18 protein-coding genes and 2 pseudogenes are annotated in these 19,498 nt (G+C 34.3%); 2 read left to right on the top strand and 18 right to left on the bottom strand.

Annotated features, from left to right (window positions below):
• The first annotated feature begins 43 nt into the window (after positions 1-43).
• Positions 44-613: a signal peptidase I gene (lepB, locus tag H1A07_RS04125; RefSeq protein WP_094499273.1), complete on the top strand. Its 570-nt coding sequence runs from the start codon at positions 44-46 to the stop codon at positions 611-613.
• Between the two features lie 26 nt (positions 614-639).
• Complete coding sequence (locus H1A07_RS04120) at positions 640-825, top strand: LBP_cg2779 family protein (protein WP_003648964.1); 186 nt, start codon at positions 640-642, stop codon at positions 823-825.
• Between the two features lie 225 nt (positions 826-1,050).
• Here the strand turns inward: H1A07_RS04120 and H1A07_RS04115 are convergent, their stop codons facing one another.
• The 18 genes and pseudogenes from H1A07_RS04115 to glyQ all read right to left on the bottom strand — a co-directional run bounded on the left by H1A07_RS04115 (position 1,051) and on the right by glyQ (position 19,311).
• A complete protein-coding gene (locus tag H1A07_RS04115; RefSeq protein ID WP_094498782.1) occupies positions 1,051-2,277 on the bottom strand; it encodes an IS110 family RNA-guided transposase in 1,227 nt (408 codons plus the stop codon).
• Between the two features lie 269 nt (positions 2,278-2,546).
• Positions 2,547-3,383 (bottom strand): ABC transporter permease, encoded by an 837-nt coding sequence (locus tag H1A07_RS04110; protein WP_094503172.1) that lies wholly within the window; start codon positions 3,381-3,383, stop codon positions 2,547-2,549.
• A 9-nt stretch (positions 3,384-3,392) separates the two neighbouring features.
• Positions 3,393-4,202 carry an ABC transporter permease gene (locus H1A07_RS04105; protein ID WP_094503173.1) on the bottom strand — a complete coding sequence of 270 codons (810 nt, stop codon included), beginning with the start codon at positions 4,200-4,202 and terminating at the stop codon, positions 3,393-3,395.
• Between the two features lie 2 nt (positions 4,203-4,204).
• Positions 4,205-4,912 carry an ATP-binding cassette domain-containing protein gene (locus H1A07_RS04100; RefSeq protein ID WP_094503174.1) on the bottom strand — a complete coding sequence of 236 codons (708 nt, stop codon included), beginning with the start codon at positions 4,910-4,912 and terminating at the stop codon, positions 4,205-4,207.
• Between the two features lies 1 nt (position 4,913).
• Entirely contained in the window at positions 4,914-5,282 is a 369-nt protein-coding gene (locus H1A07_RS04095; RefSeq protein ID WP_094498983.1) for a GntR family transcriptional regulator, read from the bottom strand.
• Positions 5,283-5,595: 313 nt separating this feature from the next.
• Positions 5,596-6,843 carry a peptidase T gene (gene pepT, locus H1A07_RS04090; RefSeq protein WP_094498984.1) on the bottom strand — a complete coding sequence of 416 codons (1,248 nt, stop codon included), beginning with the start codon at positions 6,841-6,843 and terminating at the stop codon, positions 5,596-5,598.
• 11 nt (positions 6,844-6,854) lie between these two features.
• Positions 6,855-7,652, bottom strand: a complete 798-nt coding sequence (locus H1A07_RS04085; RefSeq protein ID WP_094496783.1) for a Nif3-like dinuclear metal center hexameric protein — start codon at positions 7,650-7,652, stop codon at positions 6,855-6,857.
• Positions 7,649-8,362, bottom strand: a complete 714-nt coding sequence (locus H1A07_RS04080) for a tRNA (adenine(22)-N(1))-methyltransferase (RefSeq protein WP_210145418.1) — start codon at positions 8,360-8,362, stop codon at positions 7,649-7,651. Before H1A07_RS04080 ends, H1A07_RS04085 begins: the two co-directional genes overlap by 4 nt.
• Before the next feature lie 84 nt (positions 8,363-8,446).
• Positions 8,447-8,739 (bottom strand): annotated as a pseudogene (locus tag H1A07_RS04075) (ABC transporter substrate-binding protein); the annotation flags it as partial.
• Positions 8,736-8,852, bottom strand: a pseudogene (locus H1A07_RS10530) (amino acid ABC transporter permease); the annotation flags it as partial. The pseudogenes H1A07_RS10530 and H1A07_RS04075, both read right to left, overlap by 4 nt.
• Before the next feature lie 248 nt (positions 8,853-9,100).
• The gene (locus tag H1A07_RS04070; protein WP_210145417.1) at positions 9,101-9,802 is read right to left on the bottom strand and encodes a ribonuclease H1 domain-containing protein; all 702 of its coding nucleotides are present in this window, start codon (positions 9,800-9,802) and stop codon (positions 9,101-9,103) included.
• Positions 9,803-9,847: 45 nt separating this feature from the next.
• On the bottom strand, positions 9,848-10,075 hold the full coding sequence (locus H1A07_RS04065) for a hypothetical protein (protein WP_210145416.1): 228 nt from the start codon (positions 10,073-10,075) through the stop codon (positions 9,848-9,850).
• A 1-nt stretch (position 10,076) separates the two neighbouring features.
• Positions 10,077-10,595: an LPXTG cell wall anchor domain-containing protein gene (locus H1A07_RS10140; RefSeq protein ID WP_244974172.1), complete on the bottom strand. Its 519-nt coding sequence runs from the start codon at positions 10,593-10,595 to the stop codon at positions 10,077-10,079.
• Between the two features lie 220 nt (positions 10,596-10,815).
• Positions 10,816-12,972 carry an SEC10/PgrA surface exclusion domain-containing protein gene (locus tag H1A07_RS10135; RefSeq protein WP_244974171.1) on the bottom strand — a complete coding sequence of 719 codons (2,157 nt, stop codon included), beginning with the start codon at positions 12,970-12,972 and terminating at the stop codon, positions 10,816-10,818.
• Between the two features lie 387 nt (positions 12,973-13,359).
• Complete coding sequence (rpoD, locus tag H1A07_RS04050) at positions 13,360-14,478, bottom strand: RNA polymerase sigma factor RpoD (RefSeq protein WP_004897200.1); 1,119 nt, start codon at positions 14,476-14,478, stop codon at positions 13,360-13,362.
• 15 nt (positions 14,479-14,493) lie between these two features.
• Positions 14,494-16,305 carry a DNA primase gene (gene dnaG / locus H1A07_RS04045; protein ID WP_210145415.1) on the bottom strand — a complete coding sequence of 604 codons (1,812 nt, stop codon included), beginning with the start codon at positions 16,303-16,305 and terminating at the stop codon, positions 14,494-14,496.
• A gap of 23 nt (positions 16,306-16,328) precedes the next feature.
• Positions 16,329-18,401, bottom strand: a complete 2,073-nt coding sequence (gene glyS, locus H1A07_RS04040) for a glycine--tRNA ligase subunit beta (RefSeq protein WP_210145414.1) — start codon at positions 18,399-18,401, stop codon at positions 16,329-16,331.
• Positions 18,394-19,311 (bottom strand): glycine--tRNA ligase subunit alpha, encoded by a 918-nt coding sequence (glyQ, locus tag H1A07_RS04035; RefSeq protein ID WP_210145413.1) that lies wholly within the window; start codon positions 19,309-19,311, stop codon positions 18,394-18,396. Before glyQ ends, glyS begins: the two co-directional genes overlap by 8 nt.
• Between the last annotated feature and the right edge of the window lie 187 nt (positions 19,312-19,498).

Raw genomic sequence — 19,498 nt, 5'->3', positions numbered from 1 at the left:
ACAGGTATAATAAAAGTAATGCAGAATTAAGGAAGCAATAATTATGTCAAAACATAAAACTGAAAAACCTGAGTCCTTCGGGCATTGGCTCCTGCAAGTATTTATTTTAGCAATTATTATTTTCGGATTATACCTTATAGTATTTCGATTTTTTCTTGCTAATGAAACAATCAGTGGTCCGTCAATGCAGCCAACCTTTGAAAACAACGATCGAGTCATCGCGGTAAGGCATACAAAGTTATCACGTGGTGATATTGTAATTTTCAAGGCTCCCGATGAACCAGGTGCTCTTTACATTAAAAGAATTATTGGGGTGCCTGGTGACAGCATTAAATCAAAAAATGATGTAATGTATATTAATGGGAAGCCAATCAGGGAACCTTATCTAACTCAATATAAGAAAAAGCTCTCTAAAGGTCAGCTTTACACAAATAATTTTAGCCTTGAACAACTTTATCATGTGAAAAAAGTTCCTAAAGATTGCTACTTTGTAATGGGAGATCACCGGAATGTCTCTAAAGATTCTAGAATGATTGGTTTTATCAATAAAAAAGATATTATTGGCGAAGTTAAATTACGTTACTTCCCGTTTAATCAAGTAAACTGGTTTTAATTAGTATTTTAGAAAGTGTGAAATAAATGAGTCCTGAAGAATTATCTGATGCAATTATTGAATTTGAAGTAAAGAATAATGTTAATGACACTGCTCTAGCCTTTTCAAGTCACTTATCAGTTGAAAAACTCCACGCTATGAAAACTGGTGAAGCTAAATACACTATGGAAGAAGCGGAACAAGTTTTAGATTATATTCAAGCTAACTCATAATTATAAAATTAAATAAAAAGAATAAGACTTTGAAATTTTAAAATATTCAAAGCCTTATTCTTTTTCTACGTAAAGTCAAGCATAATAAGGTGTTTAGCTTTATTTTTTAATCATATTTTTAAGCGTTTAATACATACAGGCGAATTATTTCTAAAAGAAAGTATGACAAATAAGCCTATAAGCATATCGTTTTTATAGGCTTAGGTCTATAATGAAATTGATCAATTAATTACGACTAAAGTCTTTTTGGTTATGTGTGGCTACGTTGTAATTATATAGTTGATCATTGATAATCAGAGCATAAATAGTCCTGATTAGCTTATGAATTGAAGCAATAGCGATCTTTTTAAACCCCTTGGTTTGAAGAGATCGCTTTTTGCTTTCATAATAATCTGCTATATGACAAGGATTGGTTTTAGCTGCATTGTCTATTTGACCAATAGCTCGATAAAGCAATTTACGTGCGATGGCATTCCCATGTTTGGTAATGCTTAAACTAGAATCCATTTCACCTGATTGGTAACGCCCTGGATCAATACCAATAAAAGCGTTGATCTTGTTAGGATTAGAGAATCTGCGAATATCGCCTAATTCTGCTAAAACTCTAACAGCAGTAGTCTGTGCAAAACCAGGAATGCTCTCTAGATTCTCAAGATCATGATTTGGCAAAGATTTAGCTAGTTTTACCATTCTAGAAATTAAGTTTTCTCTTTGCTCGTTCAAGTTAATTAATCTTTGGGCATAGTATTGCACTTGTTCAGCTTCTACGCTGGTTTCAGAAACAACTGGATAAGTCATATTGGCGAGTTTCTTTAACTTAGCTGCAGTCTTTTGCGCATGCTTTATTCCAATACCTTTAAGCTGGATCAGCCAGTTGATAATTTCTCTTTCTTGGGCTTGTCTAATTAATTCACAGTGTGGGTAGTGACTGATTATTTTCCAATAGTTAAAGCCCTTCGCTGTACAGAATAATTGCTCTACTTCAGGAAAAGTAGATTGTAAAACTTGATGAAGTCTATTTTTAGCCATCACTAAATCAGCTGTTAGCTGGTCATAAAATCTGCTTAAAGCATTAAGCTGATGATATGCATTAGCTTGTATTTTATTAACCGGATGATGATAAAGTCGTTGAATTAGGGCTAGGTGATAAGCATCGGTTCGGTCGGTTTTATTATGACGCAAGCCCAAATCCATCTCTTTCTTAGCCTTAAGAGGATTAATAATGACATAGTCGTAGTCATAGTCTTCAAGAAAAGCTTGTAGTCTGCGAGAATAAACACCAGTAGCTTCAAAGATTATCTGTGGCTGTTTAGAGAAAGCAGCTAAGTCCTTTAACAGCAATGTGAAACCAGGAAGATCGTTAGTAATGGTGAGTTCATTTTTACTTTCACCAATTAATTCACAGACAGTAGAAGTAGCTTTGCTTACATCAATTCCGAATACAACTTGCATAATAAATACCTCCTAAAAATTAGTAGTAAAACGTATTTACTTAAGGAATCATATCTAATTTTCTAAACTCGACATCTAAGTGTCCACATTCTTCGAAGAGACTATTGAATTCTTGAGCAAAACTGCCAGTTTTTTATACGACATCAAGTGTCTAAGAACAAGACGGCATATGGTTTTACTACTATTTTCATCCTACGACTAGAACAAAAAATAGTGAATTGATTATCCCGTCGGATATCAATTCACTATTTAGCTTAGAATGTTTTTTATTATATTTTTGCCTCATGGTATTTATTTAATAAAACAATATTAATCGCAATTAAGATTAAATCTACGATAAAAATTGCAAGCATAGTTAAGTAATTAGAACTTAAATTAGATTTCACCTCGAGTGCATCCTTACTCAAGGTATTTAAAAACATCCCATTTTGTAAAAATCCAGTAAGTGAGTTCAAAACAAACCAATAAACGTTTATTAAAACTATCAAGCCGACACAGGTCAATGCGACAACTACTAAAAAGTAAACCATCTTACTAATTTTTTCTGGTAAAAAGTCACTGACTACTTTTCCAGTAAAATTAACTGAACTAATAGCAACGTAGATAAAAATTGCAATTAAAATTAGCAATATAACACTGCAAGCTAGATCAGTTAGATGAGCTTCTTGCCATAGTTTTCCTTCACCAATTGATCCAAAATTCTTAAATGTTGTCTTCCAAAATTCATTTGTAGTAATGACCGGTAATCCTGCTATAGCAATCATACCTATTTGTAAAACAACTAAATATAATCCATCAACAATTGCTGAGAACAAATTGGCAAATAGCAATGTACTTTCTTTTATCGGGACTAAGCGCCAAGTTTGAGAAGCATATATCTCTTCATTTTTTCTACTTGAAAGAACAAGATATGCTAGATCAAAGAAAGGCGTAATACTGATAAAAGCAACCATCATATAGGACTTACTCTCACCTTCAAAAACTGAATAAAATAGTGCCCAGAAGCCAAATAAAATTCCAGTAATTACCTGTAAAAAAGCCAAGCGGCGAACTAATCTAGCTTTATTTTGCGTTAACTCTTTAAAAATTGACGAAAATGTTACCATACTAGTTTCCTACTTTCCCTCGTGAAACTCCTTTAGTAGCCAAATATTAATTGAGCCTAAAATGATATCAATCAAGGCCATCACTAGATTACTTTCCGCAAAAGCAAGCAAACCATTATCTGTATCACCCCAACGTAATTGGTTCAATAAGCCACCTAAGTTGTTTGTCAGAACAATAAAGATAAAAATTAAGATAATCATAATTACAAAACGCACTAGCTTACTATGCTTATCTGGAAGAAAGTCCGTAATTGTTCTACTTGAAAGATTTAGTGTGGTAATAATGCTATAAACTAAAATAGCAAATAGTAAAAATGCTAAGAATGCGCTCAATATTTCTCTAATTGGAAACGAATCTGAAACTTTTTGCCAGAAGTGTGTTTCTTTCCCAAATGCCTGATTTATTTGCCAGATATTAGTTCTAATATCTTTACTCAAGAAAGCAGGCAAAAAAGTAACAATTCCCATTCCAATTTGGATTAAAACTAAGTAGAGTCCATTAACAATTGCTGATAAAATATTAGCCAAATAAAATTTGCTTGAAGAAATTGGTACTAAACGCCAAGTTTGAGAACTATATTCTTTCTCATTTTGCCACGCAGAAAGTATAACATACGCTATATCTGTAAAAGGAGTAAACGTAGCCACCATTACAAACCATGCAACTGGCTTATCAGTATTTGAAAATGCACCACCATTTGAAAAGAATGCCCAAAGCGCGAATACTGATCCAGCTACTAGTTGCAATAGAGCTAATAAATATACACTACGACGCTTCTTTTTGCCCATTTGATTAAATAATGCTTTAAAAGTAGTCATTTTTATTCAGCTCCTTCATCTGCATATAAACTTTCATAGTATTCTTCAATGCTATGTCCTTTTGCTCTAATATCATCTGCTGATAGATGACTAGCGATCTTTTTATCTTTAACAATTACTACTTCATCCAAGATCGTCGTAATTTCATTTACAAAGTGATCAGAAATAATAATTGTGCTATCAGCACTTTTCCAAAGCAAAATGGAATTAATAATCCTTTTTCTTGACATTGGGTCAATTCCAGAGAAAGGCTCATCAAGTAAATATAGCTTAGCTTCTCGGCTCAATGTTAAAGCAATTTCTAACTTTTCCCGCATTCCGCGAGAAAGTTGTCCCAATTTCATATCATTACTTAGCTTCATAAAAGAACGTAATTGTTCAAACTTACTACTATCAAAATCAACAAACAATTTTTGATAAAATTCTTCTACTTCTCCAACTTTTGTCGAATCGCTTAATCCTTTTAAATTGTCAGTCATTGCAATATTGGCCTTACGGTAAACTTCACTTCCATCACCATTAAGAAGCACTTTTCCTTGATAATGCTTGGCAATAGCCACGATTACTCTCATTAACGTTGTCTTACCTGCACCATTTTCACCAAGAAGAGCAATAATCTTACCAGAATCAACATCTAAACTTACATCTTTAAGAATAGTTCTTAAATTCTTTTTGTACGTCAATCCTTTTACTTCAAGTAGCTTATTCATTTTAATCCCCCTTCTCCTCTTCAATGAACTTTTTAAGCTCTTCAAGCGTTTTTTCAGGCGTAAGACCCAATTGCGCGGTACTTTCTAAAAATTCGCTCATTGTGTCTTTAATTAACTCCTTACGCTTTTGTAAAATTAATTCTGTATCTGTAGTAACAAATGATCCTAGCCCGCGTCTAACCTCAAGAATTCCCTCTGTATTCATCTGATTCAAAGCTCGTTGAACCGTGTTTACATTAACAGTTAGGTCAACTGCTAATTGACGCACTGAAGGGACTTTTTCTCCTGGTTTTATTTTTCCTAAGGCAATTTGTCGATAAAGATACTTTTCAATTTGTACATAGATTGGAATATTATCTTGAAATTGCACTCTTCACACCCTCTTTACTAGTGTATGATTTATCTATCACACTAATATAATACCAATATATATTTTCAAATGCAAATGCTTATTATGTTTCACAATTTTTAAATCGGATTTTTTAATAAAAAAATAGTAGATAAAATACTAAAGTATCAAGTATTTCATCTACTATTTAGCAAATTAATAATATCAGTGTAAAACAATTTTTAATTTTTAATTAATTTAATAATATTGATATAAAAGCATTTAATTGTCCTCAAAGAAAACCAGAAATCATTAAATTTAATCAAAATTAGTTAAAAAATGTTTCACTAATTATTTATTTCTTATTTCTTTCAACATTCAATTGATTAATCTTACGTAAAACATCCACAGCTTTCCACATGCTTTCGAGCACCGTATATTCATATCTCCCGTGCATATTTTCTTCACCAGCAAATAAGTTTGGACAAGGCAGGCCCATATAAGTTAATTGTGAGCCATCTGTACCACCACGAACTGGATCTTCATTAACAGTAAGCCCTTCAGCTTTATATGCATCCCGTGCTAGGTCAACAATCTCCATGTGCTTTTCTAGTTCATCAGCCATGTTGTAGTATTGATCCCACATCTTTAGCTTAATTCTCTCAGTTCCAAACTCATCATTCATTTTCTTAACGATGTCTTTAACTAGATTCTTTCTTCTCTCAAGACCATCACGTTCAAAATCACGAATAATGTAGTCCATATGAGCGGAATCTACAGTTCCGTCAAAATTCATTAAATGAAAGAATCCTTCACGTCCGTCAGTATGTTCTGGACGATCATGTTCAGGCAATTGATTATGAAAATCAATTCCTACTTGAATTGCGTTAATCATTTGTCCTTTAGCGACCGCTGGGTGAACGTTAACACCTTGAATGTCTAAACCAAATTGAGCTGCAGAAAAAGTTCCCCAGTCAAGTTTACCTGGTGCTTCTCCATCTACTGTGTAAGCAAAATCTGCTCCAAATTCTTCAACATCAAAATGCTCTGCTCCTGTTCCGATTTCTTCGTCTGGAGTAAAGGCTAACTTGATTTCACCGTGCTTTTCTTCAGGATGCTCCATTAAATACTCGGCAAAAGTCATTAATTCGGAAATACCACATTTGTCATCTCCGCCAAGCAATGTATCACCTGATGCAGAAATTATAGTTTGACCTTTATAATTCTTTAAATGTGGAAAAACTTCAGGATCTAAGTAAAATTCACTATTACCCAATTGAATCTTAGACTTACCATCATAATTTTCTGTGATTTGAGGCTTTACGTCAACCGAATTAAAATCTGCTGTATCACAGTGAGCTAGTAAGCCAAACGTTGGCACTTCATAATCAATATTTGAAGGAATAGTTGCAATGACGCAACCACTCTTTTGATTATAGTGAACATCTTTAAGACCTAGTTCTTCTAGGTCCTTCATAATCACATTTTTTTGAAAGTTTTCTTCTCTTTCAGTTGATGGAAAACGGTCTGAATGTTCGTCAGATCTTGAATTTACCTTCACGTATTTTAAAAATCTTGGTAATAAAGTTGGATATTCTGTCATTTTAATCTTCCCTAAAATAAATCTTGAAATGGATTAGTAGATACTTCTGATATTACTACAGGCACATTCCAATTATAGTCCTTATTCCACTTTTCAAGACGCTCGCCTACTTTATATTTAAAGAGCTTCTCAGTATAGTGACCTGGATCAACTACTGTTAAACCTGCAGAGATCATATCATGCCCAACGTGATAATATATATCACCGGTAATAAATGCATCGACACCATCTACCAATGCCTGTCGCCAAAATTTGCCACCATCACCACAAATAAATGCTACCGTAGAAATCATTTTGTCATTATCAGCAGTAATTAATCTTGCCATTGGGATTTGCATTTTATCTTTTACATAGTAAGCAAATTCTTTGGCAGTCATTGATTTAGGTAATTTTCCTTTTCGACCAATTGCGATTCCATCAGCATCTAAAGCAAAGGGTTCAATATCTCTTAACTCTAATTCCTCTGCTTGCCAATCAGCTGAGCCATTTTGAGCTTTATCAGAATTAGTGTGAATTGAATACACAGTAACACCGTTAGCAATTAATTTGCCATACATGGCATTTTGCGGATCTGCAAAATCAAGATTTTTAGCTGGTCTAAACATTACTGGATGATGACTAATAATTAAATCAACACCATTTTCAATCGCTTCATCAACTACTTGTGGACGTACATCCAAAGTTGTCATTACTTTTGTAACATCTGCATCCATTGAGCCAATTTGCATCCCTACAGGATCGCCTTCAGAAGCAATCTCTTCTGGAAAATCTTCTCTTAAGCGTTTTACAATATCTGCTACTTTCGTCATTTTAATACTTCCTCAATCATTTCAATTAAGGCATTTATTTTATCAATCTTTTCTTGATCTTTATTTTTAGCCTTATTTAAATTAGCAAGTAAGTTTTTATAATAATGAAGTTGGTTACTCCACTTTTTAATAAAAGCTTGATTCTTTTCTTTTGACAAAAATGATCCAAATTCCAAATCTTGTTCAGATAAAACCACTTTTTCTCTGCCTAATTTTGCCTTAATTATTTCATAGATATGGCCAGCAACTTCAATGATTTTTTCATTTACTATTTCATAGTGATGATCCATCAACCACTTTCTTACTAATGGTTCGCCAATATTAGCTTCCAAAATTAAGGTTGGATACTTTTTACCTTCTTGATATGCCGTTTCTAAAAGATTAGTCATCAGCTTTCCGCCCATTCCCGCAATTACTACGGTATCAATTCGATCTTCAGCCTTTAAAGTCTCTAAGCCTGATCCTAATCTTGTTTCAATTTTCTCTTCTAAACCTGCTTGTTCAATATCTTGTTTTGCATTATTCAAAGGACCTGCAGCAACGTCGCTTGCAATCGCAAAATCTATTTTTTCTTCTTTTACTAATGCAATTGGCAAATATGCATGATCGGTACCAATATCAGCCAATCGGCTTTCAGGATCTACCATTTTACCAATTTGAGCTAGTCTTTCTTCTAACACACTCTCACCTCTTATTAAAAATTTTAGCATAGATAGCTTAAAACTTACTTGAAAATATTTTTAACAAAAAAAGCAACAGAAGATCAATTAAACTTCTGTTGCTTTAAAATCAATTTATTTATTCATAATAATATCAGATGGCTTAACATCATCACCAAAGCAAGGCTTCAATTCTTGGTTATAATCATTTAATCATTTACAAAGAATCCATCCTTACTAAGTTTATTGATGTGCTTATTAGCCCAATCGAGAAGTGACTTGTTACCCTTCTTAACTGCAGGAGCGATGTATGAATTTGGACCTAAGTGCTTAATTCCAACAGTATACTTAGGATTGTTCTTTGCCCAAGCATACAAGTATGAATTATCGTCTGCTAAAGCGGCAGCACGACCATTCTTCATTACATTATTCGGAAAAACTCTAAATATAGTCTAAATATCATTTTCACAAGTCGACTCTTAGAAGTTCTTAAAACGCCAAATAAAGCTCCGAGCGCTAATCCAATTATCAAGGAAAGTATATTAAATTTATATCTACTACCATACATCTTCTTTATACTAAAAAAGCCTTGCGGCAATATTAGTCTCTATAATAAGTCTTATTACCAAGATATATTTACGTCATTTTATCAACAGAATTTTTCATTAATATTTACATTCTTCACAAAAGAGAACATATCACTCAAGTCTTGGAGTGTATGTTCTCTTTTGTGAAGAATGTAAATATTAATGAAAATAAAAAGTTATTTATTAGATTAGTTATTTAATACTATTTGCCATAGTTTTCTACAGCATCTTTTGCTAAGTGGTCTGCCTCTTCGTTATATTTAACGTTAGTATGAGCAGATACTTTATGAAAGACAAGTTTCATATACTTACTTGTTTCTTTAATTAGATTATAATAGCTCGTCTTAACGTCCTTTTTCTCAACAGCTTTGGAATCTTGGGATCTATTTCCATCAATGTTGTAGCCATAAGCCCAGCCAACTAGGCCTGCATAATCAAAGTAGATGTCTAAACGTTTAAAGCCTTTACTGCGTGCCCACTTGATACCCTCTTCAATAGCTTTAATTTCACCTGCAACATTTCTCATCCCCTTAGGATCACAAGTGTCATTTTTAGGTTCTTTATGATCCTTAGAAATCTCAATCCAGCCAGCGCCAGCGATATCTTTATTGATATCTTCCATGTAACTACCATCTGTTGCAATGATAGCCTCATCATCAGTTAAGGAAGAAATACGATTTTCTATTTCCTTATTAACTGCTTCGTTATCGTTTGGATCAACGTCGTTCTTTTCAACATAGCCTTGATTAATAAAGTCTTTGGCTTCATTTTCTGTATTAAAGCCCTTATAAATAAGACTAGTTTTCCCTTGAATTTTAGATTTTACTTCAGTATTCCAATCACCAGAATATATATTGGTTTCACCTGTATTTGCATCAACAGTTGCATAAAATCTTTTACTCATATTATTTAATGACCTCTCTTATAAGAAAAGAAATAATTAGATTGTTTACCAACGATAATTGCGTTTAATTGGCACATATCTTATGATTGTTTTTACTTTTTCCTTTTTTGGTTTAAATTCAGAGCCAGAATCATCAAAAAGAATTCCACAAATCATAACGAATAAACCAGCAACTAACCAAAAAGCAATGACACACAACAACTTAACCGTGCACCAAATAAATGCGAAGAATTTGCCTTTCTTTGTTTTCGCGTTTCTAAAACAATCGTACATACTAATTACGTCTTCTCTTCTTATCTGAAATTAATGAACCTAAACCGATTGAACTTAATGATAAACCTGCAAGTGCTGCAAATAAACTTAATTTATCATTTGCGCCTGTTTGTGGTAATGCATGTTTAGTATTCTTAGTTGAAACAGCAGGTTTTACAGTAGCTGCTTTAGCAGTGTGTTGACTAATTGTCTTAGTGCCATAAACAACATTGTCTAAAGCCTTATTGATTTGAGCATCAAAGGCTTTACGTGCAGCTAATTTAGCAGCTTTTGCGTGAACTTGCTTGTTGTTTTCGATAATTTGAGTATTTGAAGCAATTCTGTTATTAAGTGACTTGATAGTCTCTTGTGACTTAGCAATTGATTGGTCTAAATCTTTAACCTTGTTTGCTAACTTGTCAGCTTCCTTCTTAGCAGCTTCGTATTCTTGACTAGCCTTGTCGTAATCTGCTTGAGCAACACGGACTGCTTCTTCCTTATCAGCCAATTCTTTATCAGACTTAGCAATACTATCAATCAAGTCTTTATGAGTGTTTACGTAGTTATCGTAATCAGCTTGTGCCTTTTCTAAGTTAGCTTTAGCGCTTGTTTGGGAGGACTTAGCGTCTGATAGCTTAGTTGTTAAGTCAGCTAATTGTGCTTTAACAGCATCTAATTCTTGATTGATATTAGCTAATTTAGCTTTGTTTTGGTTGAGAACTTTCTCGGCTTCATCTTTAGCCTTAGTAGCTGATTGAAGCTTAATTGTTAGCTTGATCTAATTGTGACTTAGCATTGTTGTAGTCGTTAAGTACAGTAGCATGTGTTTGTTCATAATCAGCTAACGCATTAATAGTGTTATCTCTTGCTTGAATTAATGCTGGTTGTGCAGCCTTCAAAGCGTCAACATGCTTAGACACTTGACCAATTTGACCTTGAACAGTACCTTGTTCAGTCTTAGCATTTGCTAATTTAACAGATAAATCAGTAATAGTTTTTGTTAAATCATTTACTCTAGTTTGTGATTGAGCAATATGATCATTCAATGACTTGATTTGATTATCTAAATCAGTCTTTTGACCTTGCAAAGCATTTACTTCATTTTGAGCGACTGCATAAACTTGTCCAGCTTGAGAGCTATCTGAATTATCAGTAGGAATTACATCTTTGACATTGAACTTGTTATAGTCAATTGGGTGTGATAATGGATTTCCAGGAATTGTATTATCGATAATAGTTTCCAAATTGATTCCAAGATCTCCACTAATTCCACCTAATTCTTCATGAGGTGCATTTGCCATGATAGCAAAGCCAAAATATGTTGGGTCTTCTTCATTATGATTTTTATAATTTGTGTTATCCCACAGACTCATACTTGTAACAATGGATGCATGTTCCCATTCGCCTTGTTCATAATTAAACATCCATTTGGTGACAGCATTATATATATTTTGCTTTAAATCATCCATGTTTTTAATGCTAAATGATCCAAAACGGCCATCAAGATCACTGTCATAATAGGTACCATAGTGGCCGGCTTCCCCCCCCATACCGGGTTTTACGCCATTTTCAACTAATGCTTTATTAATTGCTTTTGTATCATGACCTGGGTGGCTTCCATCAACATTACCGTTAGCAAAACTATCGGCTGGATGATCTGCTTCATAATACTTAGCTACGTCATTAGCATATTTTAATGATCCTACAGTTAACTTCACAGGCTGTTTACCCATTTGGGTACGAATTTGGTTAACTAAATTAATGCCAAATTTATTAGCGTCTAAGCGTTCCTCATATGTTAAATGCATCATGTCAATTTTGTGTTCTTTATCTTTTGCATTATGCTCGAAGTGATTCATTGCTCGTTCTTGCTTTGATAAATCACCTAATTCTTTGACCATTTCAGCATCTTTTTCAGGGGTCCATTGTACATAATTTGGATCATGATTATCATTCCACTTATGAAATGCTTTATTGAATTCAGGCGTGATAACAATCTTAGTTTGGTTTTCACTTTGTGAATCTAATGCACTCTTTGCTTGATCACGTTTAGCGATAGCACTAGTTAATTTGCCATTTACATCGCTGTTTTGCTTTTGTATATCATTTAACTTAGCTTGACTTTGATTAAGATCAGTCTTAGTTTGTAAGTCAGCTAATTGCTTTTGACTTTGAGCTAAATTAGTTTCATTTTGCTTTAAATCCTGAGCTGCTTTGTCAGCTGCTGACTTCTTAGCATTATATTCATTTTGAATAGGTGCATAATCCTTTTGTACATTATCAAAATGCTTTTGAGCTTGAGCTGAATCAGCTTGAGCCTTATTTAATTGCTCATTAACATTATTCAATGTTTCAGTATTGGTCTTGATTTCGCTTTCAGCGTTAGTTCTTTGACCAAGCAAATCAGTTTGCTTATTTTGCGTATCTTGAACTTGACCACTTAAGTCATTAACTTTTTGATCTAACTTCTTTTCAGCGTCTTGAGCAGTATGTACCGCATTTTCAGTAGTAGTATCATATTGAGCGTGCAAATCCTTATTTTGAGCTTCAGTTTGAGTCAATTCTTGTTTAGCATTGTCTAACTTAGTTTGAGCGTTTGAAACTGCATTTTCTTTAGCTGGCAAAGTATTTTGAGCTTCAGTTTTAGCTGATTCTGCTTGAGTCTTAGCTGCTTGATCTTGTTTTAATTGATCTTGCGTCTTTTGAACAGTATCAGTATCTTGCTTAATTTGACCTTGTGCAGTCTTATCTTGAGCAACAGCTTGTTTTTCTTGCGTTGCGTTATTTAAGTCTAGCTTGCTATTAACATTAGCTTGCTTCACTTCAGCAGCCTTAACATTTGTAGTCTTAACACCGGCTACAGATCCAGCAGCTAGCACAGCTGCAGATACATACAATAGTTTGTCTTTGTTCTTCATTACTACGTCCTCCATCGTATTAAATAACTGAATCTACCTATTTAAAGGTTGATACGAGCCTATTCTACCCCCCCCATCTTTGCTTTTGTCAATGCTCTATATGAAAATTGATCGTATATTTTATAACATTCTATTTAACTACCATCGCTTCCATCTATAAAACAAACAAAATAGTCTATCTAAAACTTAAAAGTTAGAAATTACGTGTTTCTTTCATGGTTTCTGCTTTTTTTAAAAAAAAGCAAAAAAATAAGAGGTACAGCATGTTATGCTGTACCTCTTATTTAGGTTGCTTGACAAGTAGCCTAAAGAACTGAATCCCCACGATTCGATTCTTAAAAAGTTTATATTTCAATGTATCAATGTCTTAACTTAATGGCATTAATACTAGTCTAAGAAATCTTTCAATTGGTTTGAACGACTTGGGTGACGTAACTTACGCAAAGCCTTAGCTTCAATCTGTCTGATACGTTCACGAGTTACTCCAAATACTTTACCAACTTCTTCTAAAGTACGAGTACGTCCATCATCAAGACCAAAACGCAAACGTAAAACATTCTCTTCACGATCCGTTAAAGTATCAAGTACTTCTTCAAGTTGTTCTTTTAACAATTCATATGAAGCATGTTGTTCAGGACTAGTTGCATCCTTATCTTCGATAAAGTCTCCTAAGTGAGAATCATCCTCTTCACCAATTGGCGTTTCAAGAGAAACAGGTTCTTGAGCAATCTTCAAAATTTCACGAACCTTATCAGTTGGCATGTCCATTTCGGCACCAATTTCTTCTGGAGTTGGTTCTCTACCTAAATCTTGTAAAAGTTGTCTTTGAATTCTGATTAACTTATTGATTGTTTCAACCATATGTACTGGAATACGGATAGTTCTAGCTTGGTCAGCAATTGCACGCGTAATTGCTTGTCTAATCCACCAAGTTGCATAAGTTGAGAACTTAAATCCTAGACGATAATCGAACTTGTCAACGGCTTTCATTAAGCCCATATTACCTTCTTGGATCAAATCAAGGAAGGACATCCCTCGACCAACATAACGTTTAGCAATAGAAACAACTAAACGTAAGTTAGCTTCAGCAAGTTCTTGCTTAGCTTCTTCATCACCAGATTCAATCCTCTTAGCTAACGCAATTTCTTGATCAGCATTTAATAAGGAAACACGTCCAATTTCCTTCAAGTACATCCGCACTGGATCGTTCATTCTTACGCTTGAAGGTGCTGACATATCCTTTAATTCAGCCTTCTCAACATCTTTTTGCTTCTTTAAAGCTAATTTTGAAGGTTCACCATTTTCATCAACAATACTAATTCCATTGTCTTCAAATTCTTGAACGAGTTGATCTACTGCTTTTCCTTGAAGATCATATGGCTTAATTAGTTGAGCAGTAAATTCTTTTTCAGTAATTTGTTTGTCTTTTTTAACTTCCTTAACAACTTCCTTGACCTTTTTATCAAGTGTCATTGTTGTTTCTTTGGTAGTCTTACTTTCTGCCATGTAAAAAAGCCCCCTCTAAAACTTCTTTCTTCTTAACGCAATTACTTTTTGCGCTATTTCAAGCTCTAAACTATTATCTTGTTTTCTTTGAGCATCCTTCAATTGATTAAGCAACTCATTTAATTGCTGATCAATCTTACTTTTTTCCAATGCCCGCAATTGATCATCTAATTCACGCTTAGAATAATCAGGAGGCATTGAAATCATCTCCATATTAATAATTATACCTTGAAGTTCTTCAGGAATAAAATCAATGAAGCCAGTAACATCTGCTCCTTCATGAGTTTGATGATACTTTAACCAAAATTCTGCTAATTTTGCATAACGTTCATCTGGAAACAAGAATTGCTGACTCAATAGGTAATCTCGCGCTTCATCACTATGTATAAACAAGTAAAGCAAGCGATCAAGAGTAGGATTTCTTGTCTCAAGGTCAGTCCCTGCTTGTTCTTCTTTAGACTCACTAGGCTGATCTATTGGAAATGATTCAGTAGTTTGATAAGTTTGCTGATGATTCTTTGCACGCTGTAACTTCCGTCTTTCACGCACAAAAGTCACTTTCAATGATTCACGAGTAACCCCTGTTTGACGTGCTAATTTATCAAGATACAAATCCGCTGCAACTAGATCATTTAAGCCAGCAATCATTTGTACACTAGCCGTAATATATCCTAGCTTCTCTCGATCATTATGTAAATTATATTGATTAGCTAGTCTTTCAAGCAGAAAATCCATTGAACTAAGCGCACCGGCAACCTCTGCTTGATATTTTTCTACTCCATATTTCTTTACATATTCATCTGGATCGAGATTTTCGGGTAAAACAATTACTCCCAGATTAAATCCCTGCACTTGTCCGAATAATTTCGTTGCTCGTTCAGCAGCATGAACGCCAGGCGGATCTCCATCATAGTTAATTAAGATATTGGGAGTGATCCGTCTCAGCATATAGACTTGCTCCGTAGTTAAACTTGTTCCCATCGAAGCAACCCCCGACTTAATTCCAGCCTTATACGCAGCAATTACATCCATGTATCCTTCGTAAAGAATTAAATGTTTTTCGCTTCTTGCTGCTTTTTTTGCTTCAGCAAAGTGAAACAGCAATTTAGATTTATTAAAAATCTTAGTTTCTGGACTATTCATATACTTAGCAATAGTTTTATCATTACTAATTCGTCGACCAGAAAATCCTACTGTATAACCTGATTCATCCCCTAAAGGAAACATTAATCGATCACGAAAACGATCAAATAACTGTCCGTCCTGCGATTCTACAAATAAGCCACTCTCTCTCAGTTCGTCATCTGTGTAACCTTCTTGGCGAAGATAGGTTAACAAAATTGTATCGTTATCAGGTGCATATCCCACCTTAAAATGCTCTAATAAGTCATTAGTTAATTCACGTTTTTGAGCATATTCAAGTGCTCTTTCACCAACTTTAGTTGTTAAGAGAATATGTTGATAAAATTCGGTTGCCTGTCGATACATCTTTCTAAGCGGACTAAGCGGCTTTACTTTTTCGCCATAGCCGTCTGGCATGTGAAGATGGGCTAATTCAGCAACTTTTCTTACACTTTCAGGAAAAGTTAGATGATCCTGATACATTAAGAATTTAAATACGTTTCCACCTTTACCACATCCAAAGCATTTAAAAAACTGTTTTCCTTCATTAACAGTAAAGGAAGGTGTTTTTTCTTGATGGAAAGGGCACAGGCCTAAATAATCTTTACCTTTTTTTTCTAAAGAGACATATTGACTTATTACATCCACAATATCGACAGAGTTTCTAACTTCATCGATAAATTGTTCAGGAATACGTCCTGCCATCGATGGATCATCCCAATCAATTATTATTTAATTACTAATTTACTTAAGTCACCCATTCGATCAGCTAAGTTATTAATCTTTAATAATTGAGCTAAACGATTATTCTTTACCTTTTCATCCTTATCAAGAATCATATTACTTTCAAAGTAATTATTAATTACAGGTTGTAATTCTACAAAGCCTTTGTAAAGATCGGCAATACTTACATCAGTATTTTCTTCTAATGCATTTACACCAGCATATAATTCTTCTTCACTAACATCTTGGAAAAGACTTTCATCAATGTCATTAGCATTTCTATATTTTGCTTTCTTCAAAATATTAGTAATTCTAGTCAAACTTTCAACTACTGGCTTGAAGTCAGCATCATCATGATGCATTTGCAAGGTCTTAGCAGCAGCCAAAATTTGAATTGGATCTTGTTGACTAGATGCAAGAACAGCGTCAATTACATCATAGTCATACTTTTCAACTTGTAATTGTTGCTTTACACGATCACGAATAAAGTCGGAAATTTCATTTTCAGCTTCAGCACTCTTAGGTAACTTAGCTGCGGTCTTACCTGACAGTAATTGAATCAATTCTGGTAAAACATCTTTAATAGGAAGTGACCAACCTTCGGTCAATAAAATTCTTACAATTCCGTATGCGTTTCTTCTTAATGCATATGGGTCATTAGATGAAGATGGAATCATACCTGCACCGAAGAAGGAAATGATTGTATCAAGTTTATCTGCAATTGAAAGTAAAGAACCTACAGTAGTACTTGGTAATTCACCTTCAGCACTAGTTGGCATATAACTTTCTTTAATTGCTACACTAACATTTTCATTTTCACCAATTAAGCGTGCATAGTGCATTCCCATAACACCTTGTAATTCAGCAAATTCACCGACCATTGAAGTAACAAGGTCAAATTTGTAGATATCACTAACTCGGTCAAAGTCCTTCATTTCAGTATCTGAAACCTTAAACTTCTTACCAAGGTAATCACCAATAATTTGAACACGTGCCATATGTTCAGCTACTGAACCAATCTTATCATGGAAAGATACATTCTTAAGCTTATCAACGAAGTGAGCTAATGGGTACTTCTTATCTTCATCATAGAAGAATTGAGCATCATCTAAACGAGCAACAAGAACTTTTTCATTACCAGCGATGACATTGTCTAAGTACTCACTATTTCCATTTCTAACTGAAATGAAGTGATTAATTAATTTGCCGTTTTCATCATAGACTTCAAAATATCTTTGATTATCTTTCATTGAAGTAATTAATACTTCATCAGGAATGTTCAAGTATTTTTCATCAAAAGAACCAGCAAATACAGTTGGATATTCAACCAAATTAGTAACTTCTTCAAGTAAGCCCTTATCAATATTCACTTTCCAGTTATGTTGAGCAACGAGTTCTTGGATTTGGTTAAGAATCATACCCTTACGTTCATCAGCATTAGCAATTACGTATTGGCTCTTTAATGCTTCCTCATAATCATCAGCGTTAGCTAATACAACACTGTCACCTAAGAAACGATGACCTTGAGTTTTACGACCAGCTACTACATCTAGTAACTTAACTGGCACTACTTCACTACCAAGTAAAGAAACCATCCAATGAATTGGACGAACAAATTCGAAGTCGTAGCTACCCCAGCGCATCTTAGTTGGGAAAGTCATTGCTTTAACAATATCGCTCATTCCCATTAAGATATCAGAAGCTTTTTTACCTTCTTTTTGAACATGAACATAGGCATATTCAGTGCCCTTAAGCTCTTCAAAATAAATATCATCAGTAGTCATCCCTTGACCACGGGCAAATCCTTGAGCAGCTTTTGTCCAATTACCATCTTTATCTTGGGCAATCTTCTTAGCTGGACCCTTTTTTACTTCATCAATATCGTCTTGCTTTTCAGCTAAATCTTGAACTAAAATCGTTAAACGACGTGGAGTTGAATAAGTCTTAATATCTTTAAAGGACAAACCATTTTCCTTTAAATACTTTTTAGTACGATCAGCTAATTGTTTAACACTTCTAGAAACAACGTGAGCTGGCATTTCTTCGGTGCCAATTTCAAATAAATAATCTTTAGTCATTGTTTTGCCCCGCTTTCTTAGTTTCTTCTTGGTGTTTCAATAATGGGAAGCCACGTTTTTCACGTTCTTCAACAAATCCCTTAGCAGCAAGGTGAGCTAAGTTTCTAATTCTTGATAAGTAACCTGCTCTTTCAGTAACAGAAACTGCACCACGTGCATCAAGCAAGTTAAAAGTATGACTACACTTCAAAATGTAATCGTAAGCTGGATGAATTAGATTTTGGCTTAATAAGCGTTTAGCAGTTGCTTCATAAGTATCAAAGAACTTAAGTAATTGTTCTTGATCACTTTCTTCAAAAGCATACTTAGAATGTTCATATTCTGGTTGCTTGAAGATATCACGATACTTAACTCCATCGCCCCATTCAAGATCAAAGACTGAGTTTACATCTTGAATATAAGAAGCAAGACGTTCTACACCATAAGTAATTTCACTCATAGTTGGTTTAACATCAAGTTCTCCAACTACTTGGAAGTAAGTAAATTGAGAAACTTCCATTCCATCAAGCCATACTTCCCAACCAACACCGGCACAACCCATAGATGGGTTTGCCCAGTTATCTTCAACAAATCGAATATCATGTTCAAGAGGTTCAATACCTAATACTCTTAAACTATCTAAATAGTATTGTTGAATGTCCTTTGGTGCAGGCTTAATAACTACTTGGAATTGGTGGTGCTGGTATAAACGATTAGGGTTATCACCATATCGACCATCGGCAGGTCTTCTTGAAGGTTCGACATAACAAGCTGCCCAAGGTTCTGGTCCAACAGCACGTAAAAATGTATATGGACTCATTGTCCCGGCACCTTTTTGTTCATCATATGAAGGCATAATCATACAACCTTTAGAGGCCCAGAACTGTTCCAATTTAAAAATCATATCCTGGATATTCAGTTTTTCTGACATCTATCTCTCTCCTCACAACATAGGCATAAAAAAAGCCTATGCAAAAATTGCATAGGGACGATTTACTTCGCGGTTCCACCCTAATTCAGGAAAATATTCTTCCTGCCCTTAATTAACAACTTTGACTAAAAGGTGCCTTTTCCCAAATGCACTTCCACCATTCTACACTCGCTGTATTGGTACTTTT

Origin of the sequence: Lactobacillus taiwanensis (genome assembly GCF_017894345.1) — a bacterium.
Taxonomy (GTDB): Bacteria; Bacillota; Bacilli; order Lactobacillales; family Lactobacillaceae; genus Lactobacillus; species Lactobacillus taiwanensis.
Note: the sequence above shows the minus strand (reverse complement) of the source record. Positions and strands in the feature narration are given on the sequence as shown.